Origin of the sequence: Rhodocytophaga rosea (assembly GCF_010119975.1) — a bacterium.
GTDB lineage: Bacteria > Bacteroidota > Bacteroidia > Cytophagales > 172606-1 > Rhodocytophaga > Rhodocytophaga rosea.
Map to the genome: position 1 here is coordinate 371,032 of NZ_CP048222.1, position 20,341 is coordinate 391,372.

18 protein-coding genes are annotated in these 20,341 nt (G+C 42.8%); 17 read left to right on the top strand and 1 reads right to left on the bottom strand.

Translation table 11 applies throughout. From position 1 onward, the window contains the following. Positions 1-87: 87 nt before the first annotated feature. From GXP67_RS01665 to GXP67_RS01700, 8 genes are all read left to right on the top strand, one after another. Positions 88-552, top strand: coding sequence for a DUF3237 domain-containing protein (locus tag GXP67_RS01665; protein WP_162441557.1), 465 nt, complete (start codon positions 88-90; stop codon positions 550-552). Between the two features lie 440 nt (positions 553-992). Beyond that, the gene (locus tag GXP67_RS01670) at positions 993-2,003 is read left to right on the top strand and encodes a radical SAM protein (RefSeq protein ID WP_162441558.1); all 1,011 of its coding nucleotides are present in this window, start codon (positions 993-995) and stop codon (positions 2,001-2,003) included. Between the two features lie 8 nt (positions 2,004-2,011). Continuing rightward, positions 2,012-2,635 (top strand): acyltransferase, encoded by a 624-nt coding sequence (locus GXP67_RS01675; RefSeq protein ID WP_162441559.1) that lies wholly within the window; start codon positions 2,012-2,014, stop codon positions 2,633-2,635. 106 nt (positions 2,636-2,741) lie between these two features. Continuing rightward, positions 2,742-3,230 (top strand): hypothetical protein, encoded by a 489-nt coding sequence (locus tag GXP67_RS01680; RefSeq protein WP_162441560.1) that lies wholly within the window; start codon positions 2,742-2,744, stop codon positions 3,228-3,230. A 337-nt stretch (positions 3,231-3,567) separates the two neighbouring features. Continuing rightward, positions 3,568-4,155, top strand: a complete 588-nt coding sequence (locus tag GXP67_RS01685; protein WP_162441561.1) for a TetR/AcrR family transcriptional regulator — start codon at positions 3,568-3,570, stop codon at positions 4,153-4,155. Positions 4,156-4,220: 65 nt separating this feature from the next. After that, positions 4,221-6,854, top strand: a complete 2,634-nt coding sequence (ppsA, locus tag GXP67_RS01690; protein ID WP_232064869.1) for a phosphoenolpyruvate synthase — start codon at positions 4,221-4,223, stop codon at positions 6,852-6,854. Positions 6,855-6,869: 15 nt separating this feature from the next. Beyond that, a complete protein-coding gene (locus GXP67_RS01695) occupies positions 6,870-7,283 on the top strand; it encodes a helix-turn-helix transcriptional regulator (protein WP_197901627.1) in 414 nt (137 codons plus the stop codon). A 51-nt stretch (positions 7,284-7,334) separates the two neighbouring features. Beyond that, entirely contained in the window at positions 7,335-7,724 is a 390-nt protein-coding gene (locus tag GXP67_RS01700) for a VOC family protein (protein WP_162441562.1), read from the top strand. Between the two features lie 255 nt (positions 7,725-7,979). On the opposite strand, the gene GXP67_RS01705 is transcribed toward GXP67_RS01700, so the two are convergent. After that, complete coding sequence (locus GXP67_RS01705) at positions 7,980-8,879, bottom strand: LysR family transcriptional regulator (protein WP_162441563.1); 900 nt, start codon at positions 8,877-8,879, stop codon at positions 7,980-7,982. Between the two features lie 148 nt (positions 8,880-9,027). On the opposite strand from GXP67_RS01705, the gene GXP67_RS01710 reads away from it, so the two are divergent. The 9 genes from GXP67_RS01710 (at position 9,028) to GXP67_RS01750 (ending at position 20,161) form a co-directional block, all read left to right on the top strand. Further along, entirely contained in the window at positions 9,028-10,839 is a 1,812-nt protein-coding gene (locus tag GXP67_RS01710) for an acyl-CoA dehydrogenase family protein (RefSeq protein ID WP_162441564.1), read from the top strand. 7 nt (positions 10,840-10,846) lie between these two features. Further along, on the top strand, positions 10,847-12,199 hold the full coding sequence (locus GXP67_RS01715; RefSeq protein WP_162441565.1) for a spinster family MFS transporter: 1,353 nt from the start codon (positions 10,847-10,849) through the stop codon (positions 12,197-12,199). A gap of 16 nt (positions 12,200-12,215) precedes the next feature. Further along, positions 12,216-13,001: a crotonase/enoyl-CoA hydratase family protein gene (locus tag GXP67_RS01720; protein WP_162441566.1), complete on the top strand. Its 786-nt coding sequence runs from the start codon at positions 12,216-12,218 to the stop codon at positions 12,999-13,001. Next, on the top strand, positions 12,998-14,857 hold the full coding sequence (locus GXP67_RS01725; RefSeq protein WP_162441567.1) for a feruloyl-CoA synthase: 1,860 nt from the start codon (positions 12,998-13,000) through the stop codon (positions 14,855-14,857). Before GXP67_RS01720 ends, GXP67_RS01725 begins: the two co-directional genes overlap by 4 nt. A 13-nt stretch (positions 14,858-14,870) precedes the next feature. After that, positions 14,871-15,980 (top strand): alpha/beta hydrolase, encoded by a 1,110-nt coding sequence (locus GXP67_RS01730; protein WP_162441568.1) that lies wholly within the window; start codon positions 14,871-14,873, stop codon positions 15,978-15,980. 38 nt (positions 15,981-16,018) lie between these two features. Beyond that, a complete protein-coding gene (locus GXP67_RS01735) occupies positions 16,019-17,134 on the top strand; it encodes a 5-methyltetrahydropteroyltriglutamate--homocysteine S-methyltransferase (RefSeq protein WP_232064872.1) in 1,116 nt (371 codons plus the stop codon). A gap of 93 nt (positions 17,135-17,227) precedes the next feature. Then, the gene (locus GXP67_RS01740; RefSeq protein WP_162441569.1) at positions 17,228-17,989 is read left to right on the top strand and encodes an SDR family NAD(P)-dependent oxidoreductase; all 762 of its coding nucleotides are present in this window, start codon (positions 17,228-17,230) and stop codon (positions 17,987-17,989) included. Between the two features lie 204 nt (positions 17,990-18,193). Further along, on the top strand, positions 18,194-19,069 hold the full coding sequence (locus tag GXP67_RS01745; protein ID WP_162441570.1) for an amidohydrolase family protein: 876 nt from the start codon (positions 18,194-18,196) through the stop codon (positions 19,067-19,069). A 54-nt stretch (positions 19,070-19,123) separates the two neighbouring features. Then, the gene (locus GXP67_RS01750) at positions 19,124-20,161 is read left to right on the top strand and encodes an amidohydrolase family protein (RefSeq protein ID WP_232064874.1); all 1,038 of its coding nucleotides are present in this window, start codon (positions 19,124-19,126) and stop codon (positions 20,159-20,161) included. Positions 20,162-20,341 lie beyond the last annotated feature (180 nt).

Below are 20,341 nucleotides of genomic sequence, written 5' to 3' on the forward strand. Positions count from 1 at the left end.
AGTTGCCTGAACTATTTGTTTAAGTTTTCTCAATATACTACTATTAGAAACAAGAAACATACTACTTTAACAAGGACATACATTGCTATGGCATATAAATCACCCAAACTCGAATTTGCTTTTGAAGCAACCATCACCCTTTCTCATATTTACGAAATTGGGGAAACCGCTTATGGAAAAAGACGGATCATTCCCATTACCGGAGGTACATTTCATGGGCCAGCCATCAAGGGCATTATTTTACCTGGTGGAGCAGATTATCAATTGATCCGCAAAGATGGGGTAGCCGAACTGGAAGCAAAATATGCCCTGCAAGCCGATGATGGTACACTGATTTATATTATAAATAAAGGACTCCGGCATGGACCTGAACAGGTAATGAAGCGCCTCGCCGCTGGTGAAGAAGTAGATCCTAAGACTTATTATTTCCGCACTTCTCCGGCTTTTGAGGTCATTCCAGGGCCACATGACTGGCTTACCAGATCTGTTTTTATTGGCGAAGGCATCCGGCGAAAAGACAGTGTGGAAGTCAGGTTCTGGCAGGTAGTCTAAAGTCAGTAAATAATTCGCAGATCCCGTGTAAGCTTTATGTTGGCAGAGCTGATTAAATTTTCTCGTATCCTGCAAAAGTAGATGAAGTCTGATATCTATTAGAAACCAGTTTATTTCTCAAATATAATTGCAATATTCTAAGTTAAATATCTTTGCAGTTTATTTATAAAGTTGCAAAGAATCGGATAAAAAATACAAAGAAAGCAAACTAATGTATTAAGATCATTAGCCATGTATAATTTCTACTTTAATTGTTAAAAGTGACTTACAAAGTCATTTTTAATACAACATACTATAAGGCTGGCATTAAAAATACCTAATTTACGGTATTTTATCCTACCATATTTAGCTTCAACTTTGAAAAATGATTGTGTCTGTCAATTAGTATACCACCAGGCACACCAATCTTATCTGATTAGCACAAAAAAACACCTATCCCTATGAAACTGGTAAAAAAACAACTTTTCCCCCATTTAAAAGCTGCTTTGCTTCGAAAAGCTTATGTTTCCGCTTATTGGAAAATTCCGGGATTACTCCCGGATATAAAAAATCCTGAAATCATAGAAGTAGAGCTCACCAACGACTGTAATATGGGCTGTTTGCATTGTCACAGAACCCTGTTCATGAAAAGAGCCGTAGGCTTTATGGAGTTCGAGACTTTTAAAAAGATCGTCGATGAAATTGCCCAGTATCCGGTTAAGTTTTTACGCATTTGTGGACAAGGGGAACCTTCGCTCCATCCGCAGTTTCGTGAGATCATGGCATATGCTTCCGGGAAAGATATCAAGATTGAAATTACCACCAATGGTGAAATATTTGAACTGTTCCCTTTTGAAGAAATCCTTCGGTGGGATATCGATATCATAGGCGTATCGGTGGATGGAATCGACGGACCCTCCTACAATAAGATCAGGAAAGGAGGGGATTATGATCGGTTAAAACAGAATATAACCGGATTTTACGAATTCAGGAACCGGGCTAACAAAAAGTATCCCATGCTTTGTGTGCGTAATGTCATTCTGCCCAGTTATACGCCGCAGCAAATAGAAAATTTCAATCTGCAATGGGGAAAATCAACAGATCAGGTAACCCATAATACGTTCCATGATATTATTCAAAAGTCTTCCACACAAGGATATAACCGGTGCACCGATATTTTCTTTTATGCTCACTTTAACTTCGATGGAAGCATCAGGCAATGTGCTTATGGGTTTCTGTATGGCAGTCATGAAAAAATAGGTAACATCAAAAATGACAGCATTCGAAATATGTGGAATTCACAGACTATGCGAAATTTACGCTGGCGCCACTACAAAAAGGATTTTCCGGAAGTATGTAAAAAATGCCATGAAACTTCTAAAAAACATGTGGGGCATCAAAACTCCCGCATATATAACACCTCTAAAAATGGCGTAGTAAAGCTGCTTAACCGAGTCATTAATATCACTTAGGCAAAACTATGACGCTATTAAAATTTATAAATAAGACTTACAAATTTCTATATTTTAAGTTAGCAGGTTTTATTTCATGGATAATCACTTGGATAAAGTTTAAATTAAATGGCGTTTATTTTAGTCCGGAATTTATTTCGGGTGGTGTTCCCATTATTAAGGTTGAATTAACAGGAAGATTTACCATTGGTAAAAAATTTAAAATCAATAATGGGAAATATCATAATATGATAGGAAGGCAACAGCCATGTTATTTTCTAGTTGGAAAAAATGGTGTATTAAAAATAGGAAATAATGTAGGAATAAGTAGTAGTGCGATAGTGTGTCATCATAAAGTTGAGATCAGTGATGATGTTAAGATTGGGGGTAATGTTGTTATCTATGATACAGATTTTCATTCTTTAAATTACATGGAAAGAAATGCTACTCCCGAAATTTATGATAATATAAAGACTGCCCCGGTAATTATAAAAGAAGGAGCTTTTATAATTACCGGGGCACATAGTATTATACTTAAAGGGGTAAGTATAGGAAAAAACTCAATCGTTGGTGCCGGTTCAGTAGTTACCAAATCCATTCCAGACAATCAGGTATGGGCTGGAAATCCTGCCAGATTTATTAAAAGTATTTAGGAGACTAAAGCTATTGATAAAGTATTACATACTTTATCAATAGCTTGTTTGAATATATCTTAAAGTGATAAGTTTGCATAAAAACCGCTTTTTATTTTGATAGAATATGACCTCAGAAAAGAAAATCAGACACAGAATTAAGATTTTAATCGTGTTATTTATTGTTGGACTTGTACTAAGCGGAGTTACTGCCTTTCCGATAGAATCCCAGCTTGCCATCGCATACGGGAATATCTCGCTTTTCCCTGAGTTTATGAGAGAATGGATTACCAGTGTTTATTTTGCCGTTAAAACAACCAATGAAACTTTCCCCTATTTAAGTTATGGTACTGACTGGCTTGCATTTGCTCATATCGTTATTGCAGTTGCATTTATTGGCCCCTTAAGAGATCCTGTAAAGAATATCTGGGTAATAGAATTCGGAATGATTGCCTGCGTGATGGTATTTCCTCTTGCGTTGATAGCAGGGCCCATCAGGCAAATTCCGTTTTATTGGAGATTGATAGACTGTTCTTTTGGAGTTTTTGGAATGGCTCTGCTCTATGTTTGCTACCAGAATATTCTGGCATTAATAAAATTGCAGGAATCAAATTAAGCCGCCTGACAAACGTTTGTAACGTTCCTGCATCCATTCTACGATTTATTCCTATAGAACCAGTTTAAATACTCCTACCAGAAATTCATCTTTTGCATGTCCCAGAGTACAGGCTTTAGGTAATCCACCCGCTTTAATAGTAAAGCCGCTCCTATCAGATAAGTACGACTACAGTCTGCTTTGCTTATTACTGTTGTAGGATATAACTATTGGTAAGGGTTATCCCGCCAGTTTGATAACTAAAAATCACCAGGATAACATTGGAATAAAAAAGTAACAGAAATACTTATAAATAAATGAATATTCATTTATATTTGAGAAATTTTATTTCCACAAAATGCGAACCAGAGATAGAGAAAAAGAAAAACTGGTTATAGAAAAAGCCATCGAACTTCTGGTAAAAGATGGATTTGAAGGTTTTAGTATGGGAAAACTTGCAAAAGCCTGTAATATTTCCGTAGCCACCCTCTACATTTATTATAAAGACAAAGATGATCTGATTAAAAAGCTTGGCGTGGAAGAGGTCCGCCGGATGATGGAATTGATGACAAAAGACTTTTCTCCCGACATGTCTTTTAAAGAAGGCTTAAAGAAGCAGTGGGAGAACAGAGCCGGGTATGCGCTCACCAACCCGAATAGGGCTGAATTCTCTGAAATTATCCTGAATTCTCCCCACTGTAAATATGTACTGACTGAAGTAAACAGCGATTTGAAGGTGATCCTGGAAACTTTCATTCAAAAAGCAATCAAAAATAAAGAATTACTGCCAATGCCGATGGCTGTATTCTGGAGTGTGGCCTACGGACCGCTATACAATTTGCTACGTTTTCATAAAGAAGCGGAAGTTAGAGGTAAGTCTTTTACATTTTCAAATGAAATTATGTATCAAACACTTGAACTGGTATTGAAGGCATTGAAACCGTAAAATCCGGGAAGATTTCCATTTATTATTTACTACCCATTTAAAAATCACCAACATCTTAATAAAATATGCCAGATATGATTAGTATAAGTCCATTTGTTATTGGTTTTGAGGACATCGACAGATCAAAAATCAGGATAGCTGGAGGTAAAGGGGCCAACCTGGGCGAACTTATCAGGATTGAGGGAATCCAGGTACCAGAAGGCTTTTGTATCTCTACGGAAGCTTTTAAAAGAATCATAGGAGAAAATTCGTCGATAAACGGATTACTTGAATCTTTATCGCTTCTGAAGGTAGAAGACCGAATTAAAATTGCTCAATTGAGCGGTGAGATTCGCAGCCTCATCGAAGCAATCGCCATTCCAAAAGACATTGAAGATGAGGTTACTCACTTTCTCTCCATACTTGGAGAGGAACATGCGTATGCTGTACGTTCCAGCGCAACGGACGAAGATTTACCGACGGCCTCCTTTGCTGGTCAGCAGGATACATATCTGAATATCACCGGAAAAGAAGCTATCCTGAAACATGTCAGTAAATGCTGGGCATCGCTGTTTACCGAACGGGCAGTTATGTACCGAATTCAACATGGCTTCGACCACCGTAAAGTACAGCTGGCGGTGGTTATTCAGAAGATGGTTTTTCCAGAGGTAGCAGGGATTCTGTTTACGGCCGATCCCGTCAATGGGAATAGGAAAGAATTATCTATTGATGCCAGTTTCGGACTAGGTGAGGCACTAGTTTCTGGCCTGGTAAATGCGGATACCTATAAAGTATCTGAAGGTAGAATTATTGACAAGAAGATATCCGCTAAGAAACTGGCTGTTTATGCCGTAAAAGACGGCGGTACAGTACAGCAGGAGATTGACAAGGAACGGCAGAACAGGCAGGCGTTGACAGATGAGCAGATTGTACAACTGGAACGTACCGGCAGAAAAACAGAAGCACATTTTGGCAGTCCCCAGGACATTGAATGGTGTCTGGTGGATGATATATTTTACATTGTCCAGAGCCGGCCGATTACTATGTTATACCCGATCCCTGTAGCCAATGATGGAGAGAATCATGTGTATATTTCTGTTGGCCATCAACAAATGATGACGGATGCCATTAAACCACTGGGATTGTCGTTTTGGTTATTAACGACTCCTGCTCACATGCGTACGGCCGGTGGAAGGCTGTTTGCTGATGTTACTCAAATGCTATACTCACCTGGCAGCAGGAATACGATTATAGAAACCCTGGGAAAATTCGATCCGCTTGTAAAAGATGCACTTACCACTATTATAGAGCGGGGAGATTTTATAAAATCGTTACCGGATGATAACAAAGGCCCGGATGCCGGAAAAGGTCATAAAGCTGTATCCATGCCGAATTATCAGGCATTAAACGAATACGAACCTACAATCGTTTCTGAGCTGGTCAAGCGAAGTCAAACAGCGATAGAAGCATTAAAACAAACTATTCAAACGAAAAGGGGAACGGATCTGTTCGATTTTATCCTGGAAGATATAGGGCAGCTAAAGAAAACGGTCTCTGACCCACAAAGTATGGGGGTGATTATGACTGGTATGAATGCTTCGGCATGGATCAATTCCAACATGCACGAGTGGTTAGGTGAGAAAAATGCAGCGGATATTCTTTCTCAATCTGTGCCCAACAATATCACGTCAGAAATGGGGCTTGCACTACTGGATGTGGCAGATGTGATTCGTCCGTATCCGGAAATAATTGCGTATCTAGAAAAGGCAAAAGAAGATAACTTTTTGGAGGAATTAATAAAGTTTGAGGGTGGAAAGAAAGTCAGAGATGCTATTTATGATTATCTCAACAAATACGGTATGCGATGTGCCGGAGAAATCGATATTACCAGAAATCGTTGGAGTGAGAAACCTTCTGCACTTATTCCTGTCATTCTTGGTAACATTAGAAACTTTGCGCCTGGTGAAAGCAAACGAAGATTTGAGCAAGGGCTGCAGGAAGCGTTGAAGAAACAACAGGAGTTATTAGTCCGGTTGGGGCAACTGCCAGATGGTGAACAAAAAGCAAAAGAAACAAAACGAATGATCGACCTGATCCGCAAGTATGCCGGCTATCGTGAATATCCAAAATACGGTATAATTAGCCGTTATTTCGTTTATAAGCAGGCTTTACTCAAAGAAGCCAACAGGCTCCTGCAATCGGGAGTTATTCAATCCTCAGAGGATATATATTATCTCACCTTTGAAGAACTTCGCGAAGTTGTACGCGCCCGTCAACTGGATTACGGGATTATCAACCAGCGAAAAGACGCGTACAAAATCTATGAAAAACTAAATCCGCCACGAGTGATCACCTCTGATGGTGAAATTATTACTGGTGCTTACCAACAGGAAAATATACCTTCCGGCGCTATGGCAGGCCTGGCCGTTTCTTCCGGCGTGATAGAAGGACGGGCACGTGTTATCTTACAAATGGAAGAGGCCAATCTGGAAACGGGAGACATATTAGTTACTTCCTTTACTGATCCCAGCTGGACACCCTTGTTTATAGCTATCAAAGGCCTGGTTACCGAAGTGGGCGGCCTGATGACCCATGGAGCCGTGATCGCCCGGGAATATGGCTTGCCAGCCGTAGTCGGCGTAGAAAATGCGACCAGGCTCATTAAAGATGGGCAGAGAATCCGGGTGAATGGCACAGATGGATATGTAGAAATCATGTAGACAGAAAAGAAATTTATGCAAGACATGAATGAACGCCCCAAAACATTCTACGAACAGGAAGTAGAGCGGCTCACGAAAGAGTATGGCCTACCGGCACATCATTACGCTTACATCAGGCAATCCAAAGCCTTTATGGAGAAATACCATGCCGACAAAATCGAGTTAAACGAGATGGCAGCAGCAGCATGTATGTCCCGCTTCCACTACATCCGTATTTTTCAACAGGTATATGGAAGGACGCCCAGACAATTTCTCAGAGATTTGCGGATAGAGAAGGCCAAAGAACTACTAAAAAAAGGCTATCCTGTCACCTGGGTTTGTTTTGATGTAGGGTATGAGAGCCTGCCTACTTTTTCAAAAGTATTTAAACAAGGTACAGGTCATTCGCCCAAAGTATATCAGCAACTACATATTAGCAATCCGGAATAAGTATCTTAAATCATAAATGCTGATTTTTGTTTGAATCAAAATTTATCAGACATGATTAGAATACATGTAACAAGCGTACCAGTTCAAAATCAGGACAATGCCTTACAGTTTTACACAGAAAAGCTGGGATTCATCAAAAAAACGGATGTGCCGGTAGGTGAGTATAAATGGCTGACCGTAGTTTCTCCAACAGAACAAAATGGGGTGGAACTTCTCCTGGAACCCACTGCATTTGAACCGGCAAAACAATACCAAAAAGCGTTAAAAGAGGCTGGTATTCCCTGGACATCCTTTATGGTGGAGGACCTGAAAAAAGAATATAACAGGCTGACCGGTCTTGGTGTTCAATTTAGCATGGAACCTAAAGAAGTAGGTCCAACCATGATCGCCGTATTGGATGACACGTGCGGAAATAATATTCAATTGCTTGAAATGCTGTAAACTGGACTAATATTGAAATAACAACTAGATGCGTATTTGCTGATAACAGCTTTGGCAGGAACCACCTTATACAACCTTTGGGCCAGCACTAGCCTAGAGCGGGTTGTATAGAGTGGTGGATGCAAAAGCGGGGCCTCTCCGGCCCTGGAGGAGAAACATTTCTGATCAGAATATCATTTTTATTACCCACATTAATTTTTATAATGGTTTAATTTACCGGTTAAAATATCCAGATTCTGACGTTTCATACATTCTTTACCCAATCATTTGAATAACGGTCTTTACCAGAGGCGATACCTGTTTTTTCCGCCAGGCAATGGCATGATTTACTTCGATTTCAGATGGAACCAGGCTATTTCTCAGCACTTTTTTGGAAACAATTCCTGGCTCTTTGCTAAGGTCAAACAATGAAGGCATAAAGGCAATGCCGATATTTAAACTCACCAGGCTACACATCATTTCATGTGAGGAAACTTCCTGTACAATATTTTTCTCCCGGCTGAATCCGGCTTTCTGGCACATGCGCTCAATGTAATCGTAAAACGGATGCAATGGCTTGTTGATAATCACCCATTTTTCCTGTTTCAACCCTTCCAGCTGAATTGTATCGGATGAAGCCAGCGGATGATACTCCGACATGATCACATGAAGGTGATCCGTTTTATATACTTTATATGCCAGCGATTCATCTTTCAGCGGAAGCAAGGTCATTCCTAGATCTATTTTGTATTCCAGCAAACCATCCTGAATGCTTTCCACTGTAGGAAACTCCATGATTTTAACTTCTACATCCGGAATAAGGCGGGAGACTTCATGCATCATTTCTACGATCCATTCCCGCAGGGCGAGTTTAAAAAATCCCACCCGTAGTTCATTTGTAGATTGACCCAGATTACGGGCTTTCTCGATGGCGAGTTCACTTTGCCGGATCACCTGCATAGCATCCTCCAGAAAAGAAAGTCCCACTTCGGTAAGTTCTACCTTCCGCTGTTTGATCCGTTTGGCACGAACAAACAGATCTACCCCAATCTCTTCTTCCAGCAACTGAATTTGCTGGCTCAGCGCTGACTGGGAAATAAACAGCTTTTCAGCCGCCTTACCAAAATGCAACTCCTGCGCTACTTCTATAAAATACCGCAACTGGCGTAATTCCATATAACCATTTCCAATAAGTAAAACTTATTACCAAATTAGAAAATTATATTGGACTATAGAAAGAATAAATAGTAGTATTGACTTTAGTTTCTGAATGCTATACTCCTTTTGTCTTTTGAAACACTACCTATCTACCTGATCCTAAAAGATGTCATTTAATAGTTTCTCCCGCCAACACCTGGACTTTGTGCTCTACGAAGTACTTGGAATGGAAGTGATACTAGCTGATGCCTATTTCCATGGACACCATCGGGAAACGTTTGATCTCACCCTGGATACTGCTACTGAAATTGCCGATACCTATTTGGCTCCTTCTTACAAATTAGCTGATAGAAAAGAGCCGGAATTAGTGGAAGGGCAGGTAAAAGTACATCCGGCAGTTCATCAATACTATCAGGCCTATGTGCAGTCTGGATTATTATCAGCTACATTTCCGGAAATGTGTGGTGGTCAGCAGCTTCCAAAAACCATAGCGGCAGGGGTTCAATATATTCTGGCAGCAGCCAATAACAGCTTTGTCATGTTTACCGACCTGGTGAAAGGAGTAGCGAATGTTATTCTCCGGTTCGGAAATGTTGAACAAAAAAACACCTATCTTCCCAAACTATTATCCGGTGAATGGGCCGCTACCATGTGCCTGACTGAAACCCAGGCTGGCAGTTCACTTTCTGATATTACTACCTGCGCTATACCTGTGGAAGATGGCATATTCCGGATCACAGGTCAAAAGATTTTCATTTCGGCAGGCGACCATGATATTACCGAGAATATTGTGCATCTGGTATTGGCCAGAATTGCTGGAGCACCAGCTGGTACCAAAGGTATTTCCCTGTTCATAGTTCTCAAAAAACAGATAAATAACAAGGAAAAATGGCAAGATAATGATGTAGCCTCTATTGGCATAATCCACAAAATGGGACAGAAAGCAACACCGGCCATGCATCTTTCCTTTGGCGGCAACAATAATTGTTTAGGCTATCTGCTGGGTGAAGCGAATCAGGGCTTACAATATATGTTCCAGCTGATGAATGCGTTCCGGCTGGAAGTAGGATTGATGGGCGTATCAGTGGCCACCCATGCGTATTATACTTCGCTGCAATATGCCATAGAACGCACCCAGGGCAGAAGAACCAATGCCAAAGCAGCGAATACCCTAGCAGTTCCTATTATTCAACATCCGGATGTACGCAGAATGTTATTGAGCCAGAAAGCATTTACGGAAGGTACGCTTGCCTTTATTCTCCAATGCTACCAGTATATGGATATGCAGAAGATTAGTAAAGAAGCAGCACAGAAAAAACATTACCAGGATCTGCTGGAACTGCTCACTCCGGTTGCCAAAACCTATGGTGCAGAAAGTGGAAATGCTTCCATCCATAATGCCTTACAAGTATTAGGTGGCTATGGGTACACGACTGACTTCCCGTTGGAGCAAATGGCCAGAGATGCCAGAATTTTTTCTATCTACGAAGGAACAACAGGTATTCAGTCCATCGCACTATTAGGGCGGCAAATCGCTCAAAATAATGGAAAATCCATAGATCTCTGGTTAGAACAAGTATTGCCTGATATCGAAAAGGCATCTGAACTGGCTACCTTACAAACTTATGCAAACCGGTTAAAACGAGAAATTGAAAACTTGCAGTCTGTAACGAGCCATCTGTTAAATATAAGATCAGAGAAAGGTGATGAAGTTTTTCTGGCAGATGCCACCCTCTATATGCAGCTGTTTGGAATCCTCAACATCGCCTGGCAGTTGCTCAGAATGGCAACTATTGCCGAAAAAGCATTATATAATAGCTCTTTAGCTGAAGACAAAAAGCTATTCTACCGTTCGAAGGTCAGCACCATGAAATTCTTTTTTACCTACGAATTAACCAAGTGTACCGGGCTTTGCCAGCAACTGATGAATGAAGAACAACTAACGATTTACAATGAACAGGAAGAAATGCTAATCTGAACCCTTTATGAAACAGACCTTAACTTTACCGGTAGAGAAGGCAGAAAAATCATCCTTAAGATATGGATGGTATGTGGTGGGTTTGCTCACCCTGGCCAATATTTCTTCCTTTATCGACCGGCAGATTCTGAGTTTGCTGGTTGGCCCTATCAAGCGGGATATGCACTTATCCGATTTTGAAGTGAGTTTACTGATGGGTTTGAGTTTTGCCTTGTTTTATACCCTTTTCGGAATTATTATTGGGCGCCTGGCCGACCAGTACAGCCGCCGAAATATCATCATTGGGGGTATTACTTTATGGAGCCTGATGACAGTGCTATGTGGTGGAGTCCGGACGTATACTCAATTCTTTCTGGCAAGAATGGGCGTAGGCGTAGGAGAAGCCACTTTGTCTCCATCGGCCTATTCCATGATCGCCGATTATTTTCCTAAAAACCGGCTGGCTACGGCTTTAAGTGTATATTCCTCCGGCATTTTTCTGGGTTCTGGCATTGCCTTACTCATTGGCGCTGGCATTATTGCTACCTTACCTACAGAAGGTACGGTGGAAGTTCCTGTACTAGGTTCGCTGTATCCCTGGCAATTACTGTTTGTCTATATCGGTCTTCCAGGCTTACTACTTTCCCTGTTGATGCTGACGGTTAAAGAGCCCATCCGCAAGAATCTGTTAAAAAAAGAAGGAAAGATTGTTGAAGTAAATTTACCGGAAGCGCTCACCATTATTTTTAGGCATAAATGGGCTTACTTGTCCATTTGTTTTGGTCTGGCTTTTACAGCTTTGGTCAACTATGGATGCAGTGCCTGGGTACCTACCTTTTTAGTACGTACCTATGGATGGAATATGCCGCAGGCAGGTCTGGGATATGGGATTGTACTGGTAACTTCTTCGGGTTTGGGGGTTTTATGGGGTGGTTGGTATGCCGATAAGCTCGTAAAAGAAGGCCGCACAGATGGCCGTCTCCGGGTAGGTTTGATCTCGATGATCGCCGTAACCCTGATGAGTTTTGCGCCGCTCATGCCACAAGCCTGGCTATCTCTGGCCGTGCTGTTTGTTCCTTCATTTTTCACTGCTTCCAACATAGGCGCTGCCGCTTCAGCCGTCCAGGAGCTAATGCCAAACCAGGTAAGAGTACTGGCCTCCGCCATATTCCTGTTTATTCTGAACCTGATCGGTATGGGCCTAGGGCCTACTTCGGTGGCGGCGTTTACTGATTTTGTTTTTAAAGATGAAAGTGCAATTCGCTATTCATTGTCGCTGCTGTTATTGATTGGGGGTGTAGTAGGTACGGTCTGTTTCTGGTCTGGCCTCAAACCTTATCGAAATGCCATCGAATTGAATAAAGGCCAGCTTTCCGAATAAATTAAGTAGATAAGATATGTTATTAAAATCCACGCCCAATACCATCCAGGCAGAAACCATTGGAGAGATTCTTACCCTCAGGATCAGCCGGATAGAAAAACGCAATGCCTTGAATGATGAAACCATTTTGGGCTTAGAAAGACTATTTTCCTGCATGCCTGAAGGGATCAAATGTGCCGTGATCTATGGAGAAGGCAAGCATTTTAGTGCCGGTCTGGATCTTTCGGAATTGAAAGAACGGGATGTGGTGGAAGGCATTTTTCATTCCCGCATGTGGCACCAGGCACTGGATAAAATACAGTTTGGCAAAGTACCAGTGGTAGCCGTATTGCATGGGGCTGTGGTAGGTGGCGGACTCGAACTGGCCAGTGCCGCACATATCCGGGTGGCAGAATCTTCGGCCTTTTATGCCTTACCGGAAGGGCAGCGGGGAATTTTTGTAGGCGGCGGTGCTTCTGTCCGGATACCTAAATTAATTGGCATGGCCCGGATGCAGGACATGATGTTTACAGGGCGGGTGTATACAGCGGAAGAAGGGTATACGATCGGTTTATCACAATATCTGGTAGAGGAAGGCAAAGGTTTTGAAAAGGCCATGGAACTGGCCCGTAAGATCAGTTCTAATGCTGCCATGACCAACTATGCCCTGATGCATGTATTGCCAAAAATTACAGAATCTTCCCAGGACCAGGGGTTAATGATGGAATCGCTGATGGCGGCTATCGCCCAGAGTTCGCCGGAAGCCAAAGAAAGATTGAGGTTATTTTTAGATGGGAAAGCTAAAAAAGTAGGAGAACAATGATTGTGCAACATCATTTAAAAGACACGCCTTACCGGAAAGTACCTTTCGGCGAAGTTTCTATAGATAAAACTGTAAAGGCAGATGGAAGCCTGTTGCTAAAATCCAATATTCCCCTGCAAGCTCATCCCCACCGCATGACCGAACGGCTGCTTCACTGGGCTGAACACCGGTCCAACCAGGTATTTATCGGGCAGCGGGATACGGCAGGCATCTGGTGGACCTATACCTACCAGCAAACACTGACTATTGTTAGAAGTATTGCCCAGTACCTCCTCAATGCCAACTTATCTGAAAAGAGACCTATTGCGATTTTATCAGAAAACAGTGTGGAACATGCAATGGTTGCACTGGCAGCTTTACATGTAGGTATTCCCTATTCTCCCATTACACCTGCCTATTCCCTGCGGTCGAAGGATTTTGAAAAACTCAAACATGTTATCAACCTCTTAACTCCAGGACTGATTTTCGTTTCAGACGGAAAAAAGTATGAACGGGCGCTTCAGGCGGTTGCCGGAGATGCTGAGGTAGTGATTGTAAATTACCGGCCGGATAACATTCATGCTACGCTGTACCAGGATATAGTAAAAACTACACCCACCGTTTCCGTTGACAGGGCTTATCAGGCTATTATGCCGGAAACCATAGCCAAAATATTGTTTACGTCAGGGTCTACTGGTTTACCAAAAGGGGTGATTAATACGCATGGGAATATTTCTACCAACTGGCAGCAGATCACCCAGACGTTTCCTTTTATGGCCGATGCGTTTGAAATTATCGACTGGCTGCCCTGGAACCATACCTTTGGAGGGAATCACAACTTTGGTCTTACCTTATATAATGGTGGCACAATGTACCTGGATGAAGGCAATCCTACTCCTGCCGGAATCAAAGCTACAGTTGCCAACCTACGGGAAATTTCTCCTACCGTTTACTTCAATGTACCCAAAGGGTTTGGTGAATTAATAGGGTATTTGCGGAAAGATCGGTCTTTGCGGGAGAAGTTCTTTAGCCGCTTACAATTACTTTTTTATGCCGGTGCCGGTATGCCCCAGCATGTATGGGATGCGCTGGAAAGTTTAGCCCTGGAAACAGTTGGAGAACGTATTATTATCGCTACCGGACTGGGTTGTACAGAATCCAGTCCTTCTGCGCTTTTTTCTACCAGGCCTGATGGTTTCGCCGGATTACTTGGTCTGCCAGTACCTGGTTTGGAACTGAAGCTGGTACCGGTAGATGGCAAACTGGAAGCCAGGTACAAAGGCGGAAATATTACCCAAGGCTACTGGAAAAATGAGCAGGCCTCCAGGCAAGCGTATGACGAAGAAGGATTCTACAAATCGGGTGATGCGCTCAAGTTTGTCGATCCGGATCATGTGGAAGAAGGCTTACTGTTTGATGGCCGCCTGGCTGAAGATTTTAAATTAGACACCGGCACCTGGGTAAATGTAGGAAAACTCCGGACAGACCTTCTGGCTGCCGGAAATGGATTGATCCATGATGCTGTGATTACCGGCCATGACCAGCAGTTTGTTGGAGCTATTATTTTCCCGGATATAGAAGTTTGTAAAAAGCAGCTGAGATTATCATCCGATACAAACCTACAGGAGATAGTGGCAAATCCAAGTTTTAAACAGGTAATGCATGGGGTGTTGACCGTACTGGCAAAGAGAAATACCGGAAGTACTACCCTTATCAAAAGAGCGTTACTTGCCGATTTCACCCTATCGCTGGATGCCGGAGAGCTAACAGACAAAGGTTCTGTCAATCAGAAACAGGTGTTGAAAAATTACCCGGAATGCATTCGGTTGCTGTATCAACCAGCCTTGACTTCCTTGGTACTAGAAGCAAACCCATAATTTCCTGAAACCTATGAAAAACCTGCTACTCGCTATAATCTTAATCGTATTTGCCTGGAATGCAAAAGCCCAGACGGCAAAAATAGATTCCGGAACAATTAATGGGGCTCGTTACAAAATCATTTTCCCGCCCAACTGGAAAAACAAACTGGTGATGTATGCGCATGGCTATGAGTTTATGAACAGTCCTGCTATGCTCGATAATCCCAATCTGGCCAAGGGTTTTGCTCCTTTTCTGGACAGAGGGTTTGCGGTGGCGGCTTCTGCCTACCGGATACAAGGATATGCCCTGCCGGAAGGAATTGAAGATACAGAAGCATTGAGAAAACATTTTGTATCGAAGTATGGCAAGCCAGACACTACGTTTATGGTAGGCCATTCCATGGGTGGGGGCATTTCTTTAGGAATCAGTGAAAAATATGCGGCCAATTACCAGGGAGCTTTACCGCTTTGTCCGCTCTCCAGCAATCCGTATATCCAGACCAGGAAGGAGTTTGACCTAATCGCCGTTTTTAATGTATTGTTTCCTGAGCAAATTTCCCCGCTTTCTGAGATTATGAAAACAGGGAGTTCTGAGAAATCAGTGCAGCAGGTTTTTGCCAGTGCAGAACCTCTATACAAACATCTACAAAAAGATTCCCTGCTGGCTAAACAGCTAGCACAAACGTTTGAACTCAAACTCAAAGACCTGCCTTTTGCTGTGTTATTTGGCGAAATGGTGTTGCGGGATCTGGTGAAAAAATCAGGGGGCAATCCGTTTGATAATACCAATACGTTGTACACCGGCTTTCCCGACGACTGGATGGTGAACCAAAAAGTGGAACGGTTGTCTGCCTCTCCCACCGCATTCCAGTTTCTCCAGAAAAATTACCGTACCGGGGAAATTTCCTTTCCGGTCGTGATGATGCACACCACTTATGACCAGTTGATACCTGCTCAACTGGCGATAGGCAACTATGATATGATGGTCCGCCAGAAAGGCAAGGAAAAGTTTATGGTTGTAAAATACACCAATGGCCAGGGTCATTGCGAGTTTACACCAGAGCAAACAGGCTTAGCCTTCGATGAACTCCGCCAATGGGTAAAATCAGGAAAAAGGCCAAAATCAGGCAGTATTCAATAAAACAGTTTTAACTAAATAATTAATCTATCACATACACTATGCACAAAATTAAACCTCCATTCAGAGCTGATCATGTAGGAAGTTTGTTGAGAACCCAGGAAGTAAAAGAAAACCGTCTGAAATGGAAAAAAGGGCTCATTTCGACAGAGGAACTTCGTGAAATAGAAAACAGAGCCATTGCTGAAACGGTGAAAAAGATGGAATCTATTGGCATGAAGTCTATCACTGATGGGGAATTCAGAAGGGATTATTTTCACCTGGATTTTTTGAAAGAACTGGCCGGCGTAACCGTAACAGGTGGCATCGAAGCCAATCCAAATGCCAAAGTAGCCCAGGATGGGTTTACACCTCCTACACTCAGTGTGACCGGCAAGATCAAACATGTAAAAGATATTCAGGTGGCTGATTTTAATTTCTTAAAGTCTGTAGTGAGTCAAACGCCAAAAGTATCCATCCCCTCTCCCACCATGATTCACTTCCGGGGTGGACGAAAAGCGATTGACATACATTCTTATCCGGACATGGATGAATTTTTCCATGACCTGAGTGAAGCCTACAAACAGGAAATCAATGCGCTGTATCAGGCTGGTTGCCGGTATATCCAGTTAGATGATACCAATCTCGCCTATTTATGTGATCCAAAAATGAGAGCAGCGGCCAAAGAACGTGGTGAAGACCCCAATGAACTGCCCAGAACCTACGCAGCGCTTATCAACTCCGTAATCGATGGCCGTCCGGATGATCTGACAGTAGGCATACACTTGTGCCGGGGAAATTACCGCAGTACCTGGTTTGCCGAAGGTGGTTACGAACCAGTGGCAGAAGTACTCTTTAATAATATCAATGTGGATGCATATTTTCTGGAATATGACGATGAACGAAGCGGTGATTTTGCTCCGCTCCGGTTTGTACCGAAAAATAAATTAGTGGTGCTGGGCATTATTTCTTCCAAGTTCAGGCAACTGGAAGACATGGATGACCTGCGGGAGCGAATAGATGAGGCTTCCAAATACATGCCTTTAGAAAATATGTGCGTAAGCCCTCAATGTGGTTTCAGCAGCACCCATCATGGCAACGATCTCACGCATGATGACCAGTGGCGGAAAATGGAACTGGTAGTAAAAACAGCTACTAAAGTATGGGGCGAGAGTTAATAGAAAATCGTTGCTGCTTGGTGGTTATTGGTTGTTAGTATGAAACTGGCCAAATAGACACTGTCTGCACTATTTTAATTGAGTATAACAGAAATGAATGTACAAGGAAAAGCAGCAATAGTTACCGGGGGCGCTTCTGGCTTAGGCAAAGCTACGGCACTGAAACTGGCCGCTTCCGGAGCTAAGGTGGCTATTATAGATGTTAATCAGGAATTGGCTCAAGAAGTAGCTCAGGAGATTGGTGGAATAGCGCTTAAAGCAAATGTTGCAGATGCGGATGAAGCACAAAAAGCTATTTTGCAAGCTAGGCAAAAACACGGGACAGCCAGTATATTAGTGAATTGTGCAGGCATTGGTACCTCCGGTAGGATTGTAAGTAAACAAGGGCCTATGCCCTTATCAGCATTTGAGAAAATTATCCAGGTGAACCTGATTGGCAGTTTTAACATGATGCGTTTAGCGGTAGCTGATATGATACCTGCTGAACTCAATGAAGATGGGGAACGGGGTGTAATTATCTCAACAGCTTCTGTGGCAGCCTATGAAGGCCAGATTGGTCAGGCGGCGTATGCTGCTTCCAAAGGGGGAATTGTGAGTTTAACCTTGCCAGCTGCCAGGGAATTTGCCCAGTTTGGCATCCGGGTACTGGCTATTGCTCCCGGCTTGTTTGAAACGCCACTGCTGGAAGGCTTAAATGAAGAAGCCAGACAAAGTTTGTCCACTGCTATTCCTTTTCCCAAAAGATTAGGCAAGGCAAAAGAATATGCCGGCTTGGTATTGCACCTGATTGAAAACAGTTACCTGAATGGCGAGGTCATCCGCATAGATGGGGCTTTACGCATGCAAGCTAAGTAGTTGAAGTATTATGTAAAACTAAATTATAAAACAAAATAAATTCCATGCGTGAGGGCCCGGCAAAATAGCGGGGTGAGGGATGGCTATGTGGGCAGAAGCATTATTTTGCCTAGACTTTTTTTGTTACTTTTTTGTGGCAATGACAAAAAAGTAAAAGATGCCGGAGTAAAGGAATGCCTCAGGTTACTATAAACATCCACTTTTATGAATCTAAATGAAATAATTGCTATAGATGTTCATACCCATGCCGAAGTATCGTGCAAACAACCGCACGACGATTACCGGCCTGAGTTTGACGAAGCATTCGCCAGATATTTTAAAACCACGCACCGGCCTACCATTCAGGAAACCATAGAATATTACCGAAGCCTGAAAATGGCCCTGGTGATGTTTACCATCGATTCGGAATATGAACTGGGACGCAGACGTATCCCCAATGAAGAAGTAGCAGAAGCAGCGATGGCCAATCCGGATGTGCTAATTCCCTTTGCCAGCATCGATCCGCACAAAGGCCGCATGGGAGCCAGGGAGGCAAAAAGATTAATTGAAGAATTTGGCGTAAAAGGATTTAAGTTCCATCCGACTGTACAAGGGTTTTATCCCAACGACCGCATGGCGTATCACCTGTATGAAGTGATTGCCGGAGCAGGTCTTCCGATGCTCTTTCATAGCGGACATTCTGGTTTTGGAAGCGGTGTCCGGGGAGGCGGCAGTTTACGGCTGGCTTATTCTAATCCCATTTACCTGGATGATGTAGCGATCGATTTTCCGGATGTACCCATTATCATTGCGCATCCTTCCTGGCCCTGGCAGGATGAAGCGCTCAGTGTATGCCTGCATAAACCCAATGTATATATTGACCTGTCCGGGTGGAGCCCCAAATACTTTCCGGCTCAGTTAGTACAATATGCCAACACCCAGCTGAAACACAAAATGCTATTCGGAACAGATTTTCCTTTGATCACACCTGAAAGATGGATGAAAGATTTTGAGCAGGCAGGTTTTAAAGAAGAAGTTAAACCATTAATTCTGAAAGAAAATGCCATTAAAATGCTCAACCTGACGTCTGCTGGGAAATGAGTCTTTTAAAGTTCAAATAATCCTTAGTTATAGAATAAATAGACCCTTAAACCTTTGAAAACCTATATGCTATCTTTTACACGCCCATTCTTTTCAACTGCTATTCTTCGAAAGGCAGCATGGAATGTATTATTCTTTTTAACCACTTTTTCAGTCTATGCCCAGGAAAATTCTGCAAACAAACGGCTGCCGATTATCGATGTACATGTACATGCCATGAAGGTAAATCCGGCTTTTGCAGGTGATATGTGTCCCTGGTTTTTAAAAAACATGCCAGGCGGCGATCCTACCCAGGCACCTCCCTCCTTTCTCAATATCGACTGTGCCGATCCGCTAAAAGCGGCTAAAACGGACCAGGAAATGCAGGATGCAGTGCTGGCAACCATGAAACGCCTGAACATGACCATTGTTGCCTACGGCGATCCAACGATTATCCGCAAATGGATGAAAGCAGCTCCTGGCCGGGTGATTCCCGGTATTGGCGTGAGTTCTCCAAAAGATATGACTGTAAAAGCTTTTCAGGATTCTCTCTCCTCCGGATTCTATAAAGTGATGGGTGAAGTAGCGCCCCAGTACCAGGGATTGTCCCCAAGCGATCCTTCCCTGGATGAATATTTTGCTGTAGCTGAAAAATTAAACATTCCGGTTGGCATTCACATGGGTACCGGCGGAAACGGCATGGCTAATATCACCCAGCCAAAATATAGAGCCTCCATGGGTAATCCATTTTTGCTGGAAGATGTGCTTGCCAAGCATCCCAAACTCAAGATATGGGTGATGCATGCCGGCTATCCGATGATCGATGAAATCATTGCCCTGATGGGAGCCAATGCCTATGTATATGTAGACCTGGCTGGTTTTATCTGGAGCTACCCACTGGAAGAAATTCATGCCTACATTCAACGGTTGGTGCAGGCGGGATTTGGCAAACGCATTCTGTATGGCACCGATCTTCTGGTATGGCCCAAACTCATAGAAACGTCTGTAGGAGTAATTGAGAATGCAAACTATTTGTCTTTTGAGCAAAAGCGCGATATTCTCTTCAACAATGCCGTCCGCTTTTTCCGCTTGGATGAAAGTAAGTATAAGTAATGGACTTTTTAGATAAAATAATCTTACTTTTTTTATCACAGCTTTTGCAGGAGCCACCTTATACAACCTTTGGGTCAGCATGGGCCTTGTGCGGGTTGTATAGAGTGGTGGATGCGAAAGCGGGGCCCGTCCGGCCCAGGAGGACGAAAGTAATTGCGCACAGTGTATAATTTGATTGAT

Coding starts and splice junctions, on each gene's coding strand:
- GXP67_RS01665 (WP_162441557.1), top strand. CDS start 88: ATGGCATATAAATCACCCAAACTCGAATTTGCTTTTGAAGCAACCATC.
- GXP67_RS01670 (WP_162441558.1), top strand. CDS start 993: ATGAAACTGGTAAAAAAACAACTTTTCCCCCATTTAAAAGCTGCTTTG.
- GXP67_RS01675 (WP_162441559.1), top strand. CDS start 2,012: ATGACGCTATTAAAATTTATAAATAAGACTTACAAATTTCTATATTTT.
- GXP67_RS01680 (WP_162441560.1), top strand. CDS start 2,742: ATGACCTCAGAAAAGAAAATCAGACACAGAATTAAGATTTTAATCGTG.
- GXP67_RS01685 (WP_162441561.1), top strand. CDS start 3,568: ATGCGAACCAGAGATAGAGAAAAAGAAAAACTGGTTATAGAAAAAGCC.
- ppsA (WP_232064869.1), top strand. CDS start 4,221: ATGCCAGATATGATTAGTATAAGTCCATTTGTTATTGGTTTTGAGGAC.
- GXP67_RS01695 (WP_197901627.1), top strand. CDS start 6,870: ATGCAAGACATGAATGAACGCCCCAAAACATTCTACGAACAGGAAGTA.
- GXP67_RS01700 (WP_162441562.1), top strand. CDS start 7,335: ATGATTAGAATACATGTAACAAGCGTACCAGTTCAAAATCAGGACAAT.
- GXP67_RS01705 (WP_162441563.1), bottom strand. CDS start 8,879: ATGGAATTACGCCAGTTGCGGTATTTTATAGAAGTAGCGCAGGAGTTG.
- GXP67_RS01710 (WP_162441564.1), top strand. CDS start 9,028: ATGTCATTTAATAGTTTCTCCCGCCAACACCTGGACTTTGTGCTCTAC.
- GXP67_RS01715 (WP_162441565.1), top strand. CDS start 10,847: ATGAAACAGACCTTAACTTTACCGGTAGAGAAGGCAGAAAAATCATCC.
- GXP67_RS01720 (WP_162441566.1), top strand. CDS start 12,216: ATGTTATTAAAATCCACGCCCAATACCATCCAGGCAGAAACCATTGGA.
- GXP67_RS01725 (WP_162441567.1), top strand. CDS start 12,998: ATGATTGTGCAACATCATTTAAAAGACACGCCTTACCGGAAAGTACCT.
- GXP67_RS01730 (WP_162441568.1), top strand. CDS start 14,871: ATGAAAAACCTGCTACTCGCTATAATCTTAATCGTATTTGCCTGGAAT.
- GXP67_RS01735 (WP_232064872.1), top strand. CDS start 16,019: ATGCACAAAATTAAACCTCCATTCAGAGCTGATCATGTAGGAAGTTTG.
- GXP67_RS01740 (WP_162441569.1), top strand. CDS start 17,228: ATGAATGTACAAGGAAAAGCAGCAATAGTTACCGGGGGCGCTTCTGGC.
- GXP67_RS01745 (WP_162441570.1), top strand. CDS start 18,194: ATGAATCTAAATGAAATAATTGCTATAGATGTTCATACCCATGCCGAA.